Origin of the sequence: Streptomyces sp. CA-294286, from assembly GCF_050947155.1 — a bacterium.
Classification (GTDB): domain Bacteria; phylum Actinomycetota; class Actinomycetes; order Streptomycetales; family Streptomycetaceae; genus Streptomyces.
In genome coordinates this window covers 3,632,156-3,644,871 of record NZ_CP192005.1, presented here as the reverse complement: position 1 = coordinate 3,644,871, position 12,716 = coordinate 3,632,156, and the positions used below count along the sequence as shown (strand labels likewise).

The window sequence follows — 12,716 nt, the reverse complement described above, 5'->3', positions numbered from 1 at the left end:
AGGTGAGGGGCACCGCCGGCGGTTGCCGGTGGTGCCCCTCATGTCTGTCGTCCCACGTGTGCGCAGGCACGCGGTGCTCGCTGACGTGTGTCGACTTGTCTACTGTCCCGTCTGCACCGTCAGCCGGTGTTGCGCAGTCCGGCCGCCACGCCGTTGACGGTGAGCAGCAGTGCCCGCGACAGCAGCGGGTCGGGTTTCTCGCCCGCGGCGGCCGCGTCGCGCTGGCGCTTGAGGAGGGCGACCTGGAGGTAGGAGATCGGGTCCAGGTAGGCGTCGCGGATGGCGAAGGTCTGCTGGAGGACGGGGCTGGTGTCCAGCAGTTCGGTGCCGCCGGTGATCCTGAGGACCTCCTGGACGGTGAGCGCGTGCTCGGCCTCGATGGCGTCGAAGACGTGCTTCAGCTCGTCGGGTACGAGTGTGTCGACATAGTGACGTGCGATGCGCAGGTCGGTCTTCGCGAGTGTCATCTCCACGTTGGAGAGGAAGTTGCGGAAGAAGTGCCAGTGCTCGTGCATCTCCTCCAGGACGTTCTCCAGGCCCGCCTCGCGGAGCGCCTTGAGGCCGGAGCCGACGCCGAACCAGCCCGGCACGATCTGTCGGGACTGGGTCCAGCCGAACACCCACGGGATGGCCCGCAGGCCGTCGAGGGAGACGCCCGAGCCGGGGCGGCGGGAGGGTCGCGAGCCCAGGTGCAGGTCGGCGAGCTGGTCGACGGGGGTCGAGGCGAGGAAGTACGTCGGCAGGTCCGGGTCCTCGACCAGCTTGCGGTACGCGGTGTGGGCGGCCCCCGACACGGTGTCCATGGCGGCGTCCCAGCGGGCGAGCGCTTCGTCGGACTGGCGGGGCGCGGTGTGCAGGGCGGATGCCTGGAGGGTGGCGGCGACCGTCAGTTCGAGGTTCTCCCTGGCCAGGGACGGCACCAGGTACTTGTCGGAGATGACCTCGCCCTGTTCGGTCACCTTGATCTCGCCCTCCAGCGTGCCCCACGGCTGCGCGAGGATCGCGTCGTGCGAGGGGCCGCCGCCGCGGCCGACGGTGCCGCCGCGGCCGTGGAAGAGGCGCAGGCGCACGCCGTAGCGGTGGGCGACGTCGCGCAGGCGGCGCTGGGCGCGGTGGATCTCCCACTGGGAGGTGGTGATGCCGCCGAACTTGGAGGAGTCCGAGTAGCCGAGCATGACCTCCTGCACGTCGCCGCGCAGGGAGACGAGTCGGCGGTAGGAGGGGTCGGCGAGCATCTCGTCGAGGATGACGTCGGCGGCCCGCAGTTCGTCGGTCGTCTCCAGCAGGGGGACGATGCCGATCCTGGCCCAGCCGGCGTGCAGGTCGAGCAGTCCCGCTTCGCGGGCGAGGACGGCGGCGGCGAAGACGTCGTCGGCGCCCTGGCACATGGAGATGATGTACGACTCGATGACTTCCGGGCCGAAGCGCTCCAGTGCTTCCCTGATGGTGAGGAACACCCCGAGGGTCTTCTCCCCGGCCGCGTCCAGCGGTGCGGGCACCGGGGCGAGCGGGCGCCGGGACCTGAGTTCCTTGGCGAGGAGCTTCTGCCGGTATTCGCGCGGCATGTCCGCGTAGCGCCAGGACTCCTCGCCGAGCCGGTCGAAGAGCTGGCCGAGCGCGTGATGGTGGGCGTCGGCGTGTTCGCGGACGTCCATGGTGGCGAGCTGGAGGCCGAAGGCGGCGAGGGTGCGGATGGTGCGGTCCATCCGGCCGTCGGCGAAGAGGCCGCCGCGGTGCTCGCGCAGCGAGGTCTGGATGAGGGTCAGGTCCTCGATGAGCTGGCTGGTGCCCAGGTAGTCGCAGCCGGGCCTGTGGGCGGTGCCCCTGGCGAGGCGTTCGCGGGTGTTGACGAGCTTCTGCCGGATGCAGGTGGCCTTGAGCCGGTAGGGCTCCTCGGCGTTGAGGCGCTTGTAGCGGGGGCTGATCTCCGGGAGGCGTTCCAGGTCGGCCCGCAGGGACTCCAGCAGTTCGTCGGTGGCCCCGGCGTAGCGGATGGAGTTGGAGAGCTGTCCGCGCAGCTGGTCGATGAGCTCCAGGGCGTCGGTGATGCCGTGCTCGTGCTGGAGGATGAGGACGTCCCAGGTGACGGCGGGGGTGACGTTGGGGTTGCCGTCCCGGTCGCCGCCGATCCAGGTGCCGAAGGTGAGCGGGCGGGTGCCGGGCGGGATCTCGACGCCGAGCCGTCCCAGTTCGGCGGCGAGGTCCTCCAGTACGTCTCCGACGGCGTTCGCGTGCAGCTCGTCGAGGTAGTAGATGGCGTTGCGGGCCTCGTCGGCGGGCTCGGGCCGTACGACGCGGAGTTCGTCGGTCTGCCAGATGAGGTCGATGGACTCCGCGAGCCGCAGGTCGTGCCGGCGCCGGTCGGAGGCGATGACCGGGGTCTCCAGGAGTTCGGCGATGCGGCGCAGCTTGTTGAGCACGGAACGCCGGGCGGCCTCGGTGGGGTGGGCCGTGAAGACGGGGCGGACGTTCAGGTTCTTGACGGTCTGCTTGAGGTGCTCGGGGTCGGCGTCCTTGAGCAGGTCGGCGGTGCGGGCCAGCAGCCCGCCCTCGGCTGCGCGCAGTTCGCGCATCTCGCGCCCGCGGTGCACCTGTTCCGTCACGTTGGCCAGGTGGAAGTAGGTGGAGAAGGCCCGCACGAGGCGTGCGGCGGTCTCCAGGTCCGTGTCGCCCAGCAGCTCTGCTGCCGCTTCGCCGTCGGTGCGGGTGAGGGCCCGGACCCGTTCGACGAGCTCCAGGAGTTCGGGGCCCTCCTGGCGTACGAGGGTCTCGCCGAGGAGGTCGCCGAGGCGGCGGATGTCGGCACGCAGCTCGGGGCTGCTGTGCGGGGTCGTCTGGTCGGCACTGCTCACAGGTGCGGCTCCTTGCAGTGGGGAAACGCGTCAGGCAGGAACTCGGACCGCGCTGTCCGACTCGGCCCAGGATATGTGCCCCCATATTCGGGTACTCGGCGGCCTCGTACAGCGGGCCTCACCGCTGTCATACTTACGAAGCCGTAGGTTACGGAACCGTAGCCAGGTAATCCGTACCTGGTGACCCGTATCCGCGGCTCACCTCGCAGTCCTCACCCCCCAGGGGATCTCATGACCACAAGCCCCGATCTACGCAAAGAGACCACGCCGGCGTCCGGGACGCCGGGCGACGGTCCGACGCCGCTGGCCACGCGCGGCGGCGAGTCGAAGCGTTCCATCGAGCAGATCGCGCTCCTCCTCTTCATCACCGTCCCCTTCGTGGCCCTGCTGGCGGCGATTCCGTTGGCCTGGGGCTGGGGGGTGAGCTGGCTGGACCTGGGTCTGATGGTCTTCATGTACTACCTGGGCTGCCACGGCATCACGATCGGTTTCCACCGGTACTTCACCCACGGTTCCTTCAAGGCGAAGCGGCCGCTGCGTATCGCGTTGGCGATCATGGGGTCGATGGCGGTGGAGGGCCCGTTGGTCCGCTGGGTGGCGGACCACCGCAAGCACCACAAGTTCTCGGACGCGGAGGGCGACCCGCACTCGCCGTGGCGTTTCGGCGAGGACCTCCCGTCCCTGATGAAGGGCCTGTGGTGGGCCCACATCGGGTGGATGTTCGACGAGGAGCAGACCTCGCAGGAGAAGTACGCCCCGGACCTCGTCAGGGACCCGGCGCTGCGCCGCATCTCCCGTGACTTCATCTACTGGACGATCCTGTCCCTGGCGATTCCGCCGCTGGTCGGCGGGCTGGTCACGATGTCCTGGTGGGGCGCGTTCACGGCGTTCTTCTGGGGGTCGCTGGTGCGCGTCGCGCTCCTGCACCACGTCACGTGGTCGATCAACTCGATCTGTCACGCGGTCGGCAAGCGCCCGTTCAAGTCGCGTGACCGGTCGGGCAACGTGTGGTGGCTGGCGGTCCTCTCCTGTGGTGAGTCCTGGCACAACCTGCACCACGCGGATCCCACGAGTGCCCGACACGGTGTGCTGAAGGGCCAGGTGGATTCGTCGGCCCGGCTCATCCGCTGGTTCGAGCAGGCAGGCTGGGCGTACGACGTCCGCTGGCCGACGGCCTCACGTCTGGCGTCGCGCCGCAGGGACCAGGACGCCCCGAGCAAGACCGAGTCGACAGAAACGGCATGATGGAGCCTGTGGCCACCGACGGAACCAGCAGCAGCACCGGCAGCACCAGCAGCGACACACCACGCACCGTGCCGCGGCGGGCCCGCCGTGTCCGGATGACGGGTGCGGAGCGCCGTGAGCAGCTGCTGGACATCGGCCGCACGCTCTTCGCGGCGAAGGGCTTCGAGGGCACGTCGGTCGAGGAGATCGCCGCGAAGGCGGGTGTCTCCAAGCCGGTCGTCTACGAGCACTTCGGCGGCAAGGAGGGCCTGTACGCGGTGGTCGTCGACCGTGAGATGCGGTCCCTGCTGGACATGGTCACCAGTGCGCTGACCGCCGGTCATCCGCGTGAGCTGCTGGAGCAGGCCGCGTTCGCACTGCTCGACTACATCGAGACGTACACGGACGGCTTCCGCATCCTGGTCCGGGACTCCCCGGTCGCGCAGTCGACGGGCACCTTCGCCTCGCTCATCTCCGACATCGCCACCCAGGTCGAGGACATCCTGGGCCTGGAGTTCAAGGCCCGCGGCTTCGATCCGAAGCTGGCGCCGCTGTACGCCCAGGCCCTCGTCGGCATGGTGGCCCTGACCGGCCAGTGGTGGCTGGACGTGCGCAAGCCGAAGAAGGCCGAAGTGGCCGCCCACCTGGTGAACCTCTCCTGGCACGGCCTGGAGAACCTGGAGGCGAAGCCGAGGCTGATAGGGCACCGCAGGAACTGATCCCCGAGCACGGTCAGGGACACGGGCCGCCTCCGGCACCTGCGCCGGGGGCGGCCCGTCGCGTGCGCCGTACCCGTGTGTCCCTGAGGGGCGCCGGTTCAGGGGCCGGTGATGGCGTCCCCGATGACGAGACCGCCGGCCGCGGTCCCTTCCGGGAGCACGGCGTCCTTGCCGTACGGGACGCGGTGCGCGTCGGTGTAGGCGGCCTCGCGGGGGTCGGGCGAGGTCAGCACGACGACCGCGCCGTCCTTGTCGAAGTCGTCCACGAGGACGTACACGGGAATTCCGGCACGGGCGTACTCGCGACGCTTGCGGACGCGGTCGCGCTGGGTGTTCTGGCGGCCGGGAGAGACCACCTCGACGACCATCAGGACGCCGTGCGCCGCCACCCCGAGGCCGTCCTCGTCCGGGATTTCCTCCAGGTCGAGCGGCGCGACGAAGAGGTCGGGGATCCAGGACTTGCGCTCGTGGATGACGTTGACGTCGTGGTGCACGCCGAGGTCCGCAACCGTGAGGTGTGCTTCCAGCGCACGCCGTACGCGTCCGATCAGAATGCCGTGACGACGGCGGCCAGTAGGTGACACCTCGATGGACCCCTCGATGATCTCGGCCCGGTAGCCCTCCGGAAGGTCCATGGCCTTCCACGCCTCCCACAGGACCTCGTCCAGATCGGACGCCGAGTGGTCGGTCACAGCCGGGGACACCTCGTGTGCGAGTGCGGTCATCGTGCAGCACCTCCTTCATCAGTGTGGGCGCGGGCGCCACTGCGGCACAAGCGACACCCGCACGTTAAGGGCGGTGGGCCGACGAGGGGGAGGAACGGTCGCCGGTCACACGGACGGGTGAGGAGTCCTCGCTGCCGTCCGGCGCGCCGCCGGACGGTGGTCGGGCGGGGCGACGGGCCCCGGCGCTTCACGGGCTGCATTGGAGCCCCAGAAACTCAAGCCTGATCCCCGTCCGGCTCCACGAACTCAAGCCTGTTCCCCGGCCGGCTCAGGAACTGCAATCTGTTCCCCGTCCGACTCCAGGAACTCCAGCCTGTTGCCCACCGGGTCCTGCGAGTAGAACCTCCTGTGGTGCGGGAGGTCGGCGTCCCAGACGACTTTCGCGCCGAGTCCTTCCAGCCGCGCCCCGTACCGCTCGATGTCCGTGACCCGCATCCCCGGGTGGGCCTTGGCCGCGGGGTGGAAGTTCTCCTCGATGCCCAGGTGGAGCCGGACGCCGGCGGCCTCGAACCAACAGCCGCCGCGGGCGGCGAGCGCCGGGGGTTTGGGGACCTCGCGCATGCCGAGCACGGTGACGTAGTACGCGCGCAGGACGGGTTCGCTGCCGGGAGGGGCGGCGAGCTGGACGTGGTCGAGGGCGGTGATCATCGGCGGACTCCTACGGCGAAGACGCGGCGGAACGGGAAGACGGTCCCGTCCGGGGTGGGCGAGTAGGCGCGGCGGAGCAGGGCGGCGTATGCGGCCGTGAACGCGGCGAGTGCGCTGGAGACGATGAGGTCGTGCGTGCCGGGGGCGGGGGCCCAGGTGGCGGCGTCCGCGTGGGCGAAGTCGAGGCGGGCCGTCGCGTGGCTCCGTGCCTTCGCGAGCATCTCGGGCGAGTTGTCGTAGCCGGTGATGCGGGCGTGCGGCCAGCGGGCGGCGCGGAGGGCGGTGGCGTTGCCCGCGCCGCAGCCCAGGTCGGCGATGCGGGCGGGCGCGGCGGGCGGGTCGACGCGGGCGAGGAGGTCGCGGAAGGGGCGGGTGCGGTGGTCCTCGTGGCGGAGGTACTGGGCGGGGTCCCAGCGTGGTGCGGGCGAGTGCGTCATGGAAGCACAATCACCCGGAAAGTATCTCGACGTCAAGAGACTTGACTTGAAGAGACTTCACGTCGACAGACCCTTTACACTGATCGACATGGAGGACGAGGTCGACCGACTGGTCGCAGCATGGCGCCGAGAGCGCCCCGACCTCGACGTGGAGCCGCTTGAGGTGCTCAGTCGGGTGTCTCGTCTGGCGCGCCATCTCGACCGGGCGCGACGCCTGGCGTTCTCGGAACACCACCTGGAGCCCTGGGAATTCGACGTCCTGACCTCGCTGCGGCGGGCCGGATCGCCGTACCAGCTCTCGCCGGGGCAGTTGCTCACCCAGACGCTCGTCACGTCCGGGACCATGACGAACCGGATCGACCGGCTCGCGAAGAAGGGCCTCGTCGAGCGGCTGCCCGACCCCAGCGACCGCCGGGGCGTGCTGGTGCGGCTGACGGACGAGGGGCGCGACCGTGCGGACCAGGCGCTCGCCGGGCTGCTGGAGCAGGAGCGGGCGATCCTCGGCGAGCTGTCGCGGACGCAGCGGGGCGAGCTGGCCTCCCTGCTACGCCAGCTGACCGCCCCGTTCGACAACATCCCCGGCGCCGGCGGATAGGTCCGCGGGACCGACGCCCGCCCTGCGGGCGAGGGCGACCGCCGCGAGCGTGGAGTGCACGCCCAGCTTCCCCAGCACGTTCTGCATGTGGGTGCGGACCGTGTGCGGGGAGAGGAAGAGGCGTTCGGCGACGGCCTTGCGACCCAGGCCCGCGACCATGCAGCGCAGCACTTCGCGTTCGCGCGGGGTCAGGGACTCCACGAGGCGCTCGCTCTCCGTGCGGTGTCTGCGGGCGGCCGTCAGCTCGCGCAGCACGCCGGTAAGGAGGGCGGGCGGGAGGTGGGTCTCGTCGCGCAGTACGCCCCGGATGACGGCCAGGAGGCGCTGGAGGGAGCAGTCCTTGGCGACCCAGCCCGAGGCTCCGGCCTGGAGGGCGAGGGCGGCCCGCCGGGGGTCGTCCTTCTCCGCCAGGACGACCGCGCGGACCGTCGGATGCCCGCTGCGCACGCCGACGACCAGCGAGATGCCGTCGACCGGGCCGTCCTGCCCGGCCCCGTGGTCGGGGACGGCGACCGCCACCGCGTGCGGAGGGGGGGCGGAGTGGGCGCCGGGCTGCTGGGGGATGCGCGCGTGGGCCGGCAGGCCGGTGCCCGGCATCCCGCCGGAGGCGCCGCCCGGGGCGGGCGTCGTGCCGAGGTCGGCGTCGATCAGCATCACGTCGAAGGTGCGGCCCTCCGCCGCCGCCCGTTCCAGACACCGCAGCGCGGCGGGGCCGCTGCCCGCGGCAGCGACGTCCACGTCCGGTTCCGCCGCGAGCGCGGCGGCGAGCGACTCCGCGAAGATTCGATGGTCGTCGACCACCAGGACCCGGATACGAACCACAGTCTCTGACACCCCCATGGGTCGGAGGGCGGACCTCTGCGGACACGACCCCCGGGGCCGGGCGGCTCCGTCGTGCGCACGGCCGCCGCCGTGTGCAGATCACTACCCCGCCCCGGGCGTCGTATCCGGCTGTCTCGCCCCCTGATCAGCACCGGCCCCCACCGGTGCTCACGCCTCAGAGTACGGATGGGGGCGGTCTTCGGAAGGGTATTTGCAGAACTGTTCGGGCTCGGGGACCGGTGTGTGCCTTCCGTGTCGCGTTGTGGCGGAAGGGGAGCGGGAAGGGGCGGTTCCCGTTCGCTTCCGACGACCGACCCTCCGTCACATCCCTTGCAGCTCAGGCCAGTTGACGCGCCCCTGCCGACGGAACGGCAGGGAAGACGTGCGGGGCACGGTGACCCGCGGCCTCGAACGCGGCCTCGACGGACCGGGTCAGTTCCGCCACCGCGTCGACGTCCGCGAGGACGATCGCCGAGCCGCCGAAACCGCCGCCGGTCATCCGTGCGCCGTACGCGCCGGGGGCGTGCGCCGCGGTCTCGACGACCAGGTCCAGCTCCGGGCAGGAGATCCGCAGGTCGTCGCGGAGCGAGGCGTGCCCTTCGAGGAGCAGCGGGCCGACGGCGCGTACGTCGCCCCCGTCGAGGAGGGCACTCACCTGCTGGACGCGGTGGTTGTCGCACACCACGTGGCGGACGTACCGGCGCAGGCGCTCGTCCGGCAGCCGGGCGAGGGACGCGTCCAGTTCTTCGTACGGTACGTCGCGCAGGTGGCTGACGCCGAGCAGGCGGGCCCCCTCCTCGCAGCCCGCCCGCCGCTCGGCGTACGCGCCGTCGCCGAGGGCGTGCTGGACGCGGGTGTCCACCACGAGGAGGCAGAGGCCGCGGGCGGGAAGGTCGAAGGGGATCTGGCGGCGGGACTGGTCGCGGGTGTCCAGGAGCAGGGCGTGGCCCTCCTCGCAGCAGGCGGCGGCCGTCTGGTCCATGATGCCGACGGGCACGCCGACGAAGTGGTTCTCCGCGTACTGGCAGGTCCTCGCCAACTCGGTGCGGTCGAGCGGGAGCCGGTGGAGGTCGACGAGGGCGAGGCCGAGGGCGACCTCCAGGGCGGCGGAGGACGACAGACCGGCGCCGGTGGGGACGGCCGAGCGCAGGTGCACGTCCGCGCCGCCGTGCACCTCGGTGTGGCCCGCCTCGCCCAGCGCCCAGACGACGCCCGCGAGGTAGGTCCACCAGCCTCCGTCCGCGGACCGGGCCCTGAGGTCGTCCACCCGGATCTCGGTGACGCCCTCGTCGTTGTCGCCCGAGTGCAGCCGCAGTACGCCGTCGGTGCGGCGGGCCGCCGCGAGCCGCACCGTGTGCGGCAGGGCGAACGGCATGACGAAGCCGTCGTTGAAGTCGGTGTACTCGCCGATGAGGTTGACGCGGCCGGGGGCCGCCCAGATCCCCTCCGGCTCGACCCCGTACAACTCCTCGAATTCCGCGGTGAGTCGGCCCAGGTCCATCGCTGTCTACTCCTTCGTGCCGCTGATGCTCCGGGCGAACCGCCAGGCGTCGCCGATGATGGCGGCCAGGTCCGTACGGGACGGGTTCCAGCCGAGGACGGTGCGGGCCCGCTCGGCGGACGCGACGAGGACCGCCGGATCGCCGGGGCGGCGCGGGGCGAGGACCTCGGGGACGGGGTGGCCGGTGACCTCGCGGACGGCGTCGACGACCTCCCGTACCGAGAAGCCCCTGCCGTTGCCGAGGTTGCAGATCAGGTGCTCGCCGGGCTTCGCAGCGGCGGCGGCCAGCAGGTGGGCCTCGGCGAGGTCGGCGACGTGGATGTAGTCGCGGACGCAGGTGCCGTCCGGGGTCGGGTAGTCGTCGCCGTACAGGGAGATCGCCTCGCGGCGGCCCTGGGCGACCTGGAGGACGAGCGGGACGAGGTGCGACTCCGGGTCGTGCCGCTCGCCGTGGCTGCCGTACGCGCCGGCCACGTTGAAGTAGCGCAGCGAGACCGCCGCCAGGCCGTGCGCGGCGCACTCGCCGCCGATCATGTGGTCGACGGCGAGCTTGGAGGCCCCGTACGGACTGGTGGGCGCCGTCGGGGCGTCCTCGGTCAGCAGGCTGGCGGCGGGTTCGCCGTACGTGGCGGCCGTGGACGAGAAGACGAGACGGCGCACACCGGCGTCGCGCATCGCGGCGAGGAGGGCCATCGTGCCGCCGACGTTGTTCTGCCAGTACTTCTCCGGGTCGGCGACGGACTCGCCGACCTGGGAGAACGCAGCGAAGTGCAGGACGCCGTCGTAGGAGGGATCCAGATGACGGCTCGCGTCCTGGATGCGCCCCTCGACGAAGGCGGCGCCCGCCGGGACGCCCTCGCGGAAGCCGGTGGAGAGGTCGTCGAGGACGGTCACCCGGTGACCGGCTTCGAGGAGGTGTGCCGCGACGACGCCGCCGATGTAGCCCGCGCCGCCGGTGACCAGGTATTTCACTTCTCGCTCGCAACCTCTCGCAATCGGGTGGCCGCGGCCTCCGGCGTCACGTCGTTGATGAACGCGCCCATGCCGGACTCGGAGCCCGCGAGGACCTTCAGCTTGCCCGATGTCCGACGAATGGTGAAAAGCTCCAGATGCAGCGCGAATTCGCTCCGCAGGGGATGCCGGACCGGCGCCTGGTGCCAGGCCGCGATGTACGGGGTGGGCGGCTGGCCTGGGCCGAAGATCCGGTCGAAGCGGCGCAGCAGTTCGAGGTAGACGGCCGGGAACTCGGCGCGCGCCGCGTCGTCGAGTTCGCGCAGGTCGGGGATGCGACGGGCCGGGTAGAGGTGCACCTCGTACGGCCAGTGGGCGGCGTACGGGACGAAGGCGACCCAGTGGCCGGTGTCGAGGACGATGCGGGAGCCGTCGGCACGTTCGCGGGCGACGACCTGGTCGAAGAGGTTGGCCGCAGCCGCACGGCCGGCGGGGGCCCCGGGGCTCGCTTCGGCGGGCGGGTCCGCGGGCACCTCGCCGTGCGCGGGGGTGTGTCCCGCGACGCGCGCTTCGCCATCGCCCTCGCCGTGCGCTTCGGCGTGTGCCCGCACGGCGTCGAGCACGCGGGCCGTGCGCGGGGTGATGTAGGGGTAGCCGTAGATCTGGCCGTGCGGGTGGCCGAGGGTGACGCCGATCTCCGCGCCGCGGTTCTCGAAGCAGAACACCTGTTCCACGGAGGGAAGCTGGGACAGTTCCGCGGTCCGGTCCGTCCACGCTTCGAGGACGAGGGCGGCCTGTTCCTCGGTGAGGTCGGCGAACGAGGAGTGGTGGTCGGAGGTGAAGCAGACCACCTCGCAGCGGCCGGACTCCCCGGCGAGCGACGGGAAGCGGTTCTCGAACACCGCCACGTCGTAGTCCGCCGCCGGGATCTCGCTCCGATGGCCCTCCCGGGACGGGCAGAGCGGGCAGGCGTCGGTGGGCGGCAGGTACGTGCGGTCCTGGCGGTGCGAGGCGATGGCCACGTACTCGTCGAGGAGCACGTCGTGGCGGACCTCGGACGCGGTGGCGACGGGGGTGAGCGGGCGGAGGTCGTCGGCGTCGCGGACGCGGTCGTCGGCCGCGTCGTAGTAGAGGAGTTCACGACCGTCGGCCAGCCGGGTCGATGTCTTCTTCACTACCGCCACCTCGCGCGCACAAGCGTCAACAGAATCAAACACAAGAAACCATGGATCAACACCGTCAGTCAACGGGCAGGGCGCGCGCGAGCCGGACGCGAGGGGCCGTCCGCCAGGTGCGCTTCCGGATCTCTCCGGAGCTGCGGCTCGGCGCCGTCGCCGACCGTGTGAGGGCCGGGCCGGGCCGGGCCGGACGCGGACACTGGTCCGGAGAGGGCCCGGACGCGGTGAATGATCGCGGGAGGGGCCGGATGCGGACACTGGTCCAGTGAGGAGCCGGACGCGGTTACTGGTCGTGCGAGGGCGGGGCGGCGCGGTCGAGGAGGCCGGTCCGCGCGGCGAGGGCGGCGGCTTCGAGCCGGGAGCCGACGCCGAGCTTCATCAGGACGCGCTGCACGTGGGTGCGCGCGGTGCTGGGGGCGATGCCCATGCCGGCGGCGATCAGCCGGGTGTCCTCGCCGTCGGCGACCCGGACGAGGACTTCGACCTCGCGCGGGGTGAGCATCTGCAACAGCCGCTGGCCCTCGTCGTCGGGCTGGGCGGCCGGGTTGAGGAGTTCGGCGAACGCGCCCTGGAGGAGCTGCGGCGCCACCGCCGCCTCCCCCGTCCGCGCCTTCACCATGGCGCGCTCGACGCCCTCTATGCGCTCGTCGTGCCGTACGTAACCGGCCGCACCGGCCGCGAAGGCGGCGGCGATGCCGCGGGGGCTGGGTACGGGACCGAGGACGACGACGGCCACCTGCGGGCGCTCGCGCTTGATCCGTACGATCGGGTCGAAGGTGCCCGGCAGCGCGGGCGTCGCCGTGCCGAACAGGCAGACCTCCGGGGCACGGCTCACCACGAGTTCGGCCGCGCCCGCGGTGGGCGCGGCGGCGGCGAGCACGCGGTGCCCGCGCAGCTTGAGCGCCGAGGCGAGTGCCTCGGCCAGCAATCGGTGGTCGTCGACCACCATGAGCCGCACGCCCATCGGAACATCCCCCCGCATTCCCCGTGAGCAGACCCCCCGGCCTCCTGACCCGGCAAGCTACACGCTCGTTCGACGTCGCGCGCCCCTTACCGGTGAGAAG

Annotated in this window: 11 protein-coding genes and 1 pseudogene; 3 read left to right on the top strand and 9 right to left on the bottom strand. The window is 71.6% G+C overall.

The annotated features are described in order from the left end of the window. Window positions 1-119 precede the first annotated feature (119 nt). Window positions 120-2,852 carry a phosphoenolpyruvate carboxylase gene (gene ppc / locus ACQPZG_RS21005; protein WP_433547285.1) on the bottom strand — a complete coding sequence of 911 codons (2,733 nt, stop codon included), beginning with the start codon at window positions 2,850-2,852 and terminating at the stop codon, window positions 120-122. Between the two features lie 231 nt (window positions 2,853-3,083). On the opposite strand from ppc, the gene ACQPZG_RS21000 reads away from it, so the two are divergent. Both ACQPZG_RS21000 and ACQPZG_RS20995 read left to right on the top strand, forming a co-directional pair. Then, entirely contained in the window at window positions 3,084-4,097 is a 1,014-nt protein-coding gene (locus ACQPZG_RS21000) for an acyl-CoA desaturase (protein WP_433547284.1), read from the top strand. Further along, window positions 4,094-4,795: a TetR family transcriptional regulator gene (locus ACQPZG_RS20995; RefSeq protein ID WP_433547283.1), complete on the top strand. Its 702-nt coding sequence runs from the start codon at window positions 4,094-4,096 to the stop codon at window positions 4,793-4,795. Before ACQPZG_RS21000 ends, ACQPZG_RS20995 begins: the two co-directional genes overlap by 4 nt. Window positions 4,796-4,893: 98 nt before the next feature. On the opposite strand, the gene ACQPZG_RS20990 is transcribed toward ACQPZG_RS20995, so the two are convergent. From ACQPZG_RS20990 to ACQPZG_RS20980, 3 genes and pseudogenes are all read right to left on the bottom strand, one after another. Further along, window positions 4,894-5,520 carry a Uma2 family endonuclease gene (locus ACQPZG_RS20990; RefSeq protein WP_433547282.1) on the bottom strand — a complete coding sequence of 209 codons (627 nt, stop codon included), beginning with the start codon at window positions 5,518-5,520 and terminating at the stop codon, window positions 4,894-4,896. 246 nt (window positions 5,521-5,766) lie between these two features. Continuing rightward, the gene (locus ACQPZG_RS20985; RefSeq protein WP_433547281.1) at window positions 5,767-6,168 is read right to left on the bottom strand and encodes a VOC family protein; all 402 of its coding nucleotides are present in this window, start codon (window positions 6,166-6,168) and stop codon (window positions 5,767-5,769) included. A gap of 83 nt (window positions 6,169-6,251) precedes the next feature. Further along, window positions 6,252-6,605, bottom strand: a pseudogene (locus ACQPZG_RS20980) (methyltransferase domain-containing protein); the annotation flags it as partial. 88 nt (window positions 6,606-6,693) lie between these two features. Here ACQPZG_RS20980 and tamR point away from each other — a divergent pair. Further along, complete coding sequence (tamR, locus tag ACQPZG_RS20975; RefSeq protein ID WP_185029000.1) at window positions 6,694-7,200, top strand: MarR family transcriptional regulator TamR; 507 nt, start codon at window positions 6,694-6,696, stop codon at window positions 7,198-7,200. On the opposite strand, the gene ACQPZG_RS20970 is transcribed toward tamR, so the two are convergent. The 5 genes from ACQPZG_RS20970 to ACQPZG_RS20950 form a co-directional block, all read right to left on the bottom strand. Continuing rightward, window positions 7,150-8,022, bottom strand: a complete 873-nt coding sequence (locus tag ACQPZG_RS20970; protein ID WP_433547280.1) for a LuxR C-terminal-related transcriptional regulator — start codon at window positions 8,020-8,022, stop codon at window positions 7,150-7,152. The genes tamR and ACQPZG_RS20970 overlap by 51 nt on opposite strands. Before the next feature lie 337 nt (window positions 8,023-8,359). Next, complete coding sequence (galK, locus tag ACQPZG_RS20965; RefSeq protein ID WP_433547279.1) at window positions 8,360-9,523, bottom strand: galactokinase; 1,164 nt, start codon at window positions 9,521-9,523, stop codon at window positions 8,360-8,362. A 6-nt stretch (window positions 9,524-9,529) separates the two neighbouring features. Next, window positions 9,530-10,495, bottom strand: a complete 966-nt coding sequence (gene galE, locus ACQPZG_RS20960) for a UDP-glucose 4-epimerase GalE (RefSeq protein ID WP_433547278.1) — start codon at window positions 10,493-10,495, stop codon at window positions 9,530-9,532. Then, window positions 10,492-11,649 (bottom strand): galactose-1-phosphate uridylyltransferase, encoded by a 1,158-nt coding sequence (locus tag ACQPZG_RS20955; RefSeq protein WP_433547277.1) that lies wholly within the window; start codon window positions 11,647-11,649, stop codon window positions 10,492-10,494. The genes galE and ACQPZG_RS20955 overlap by 4 nt, the downstream gene beginning before the upstream one ends. Before the next feature lie 286 nt (window positions 11,650-11,935). Continuing rightward, window positions 11,936-12,616, bottom strand: coding sequence for a helix-turn-helix transcriptional regulator (locus tag ACQPZG_RS20950; RefSeq protein ID WP_433547276.1), 681 nt, complete (start codon window positions 12,614-12,616; stop codon window positions 11,936-11,938). Window positions 12,617-12,716 lie beyond the last annotated feature (100 nt).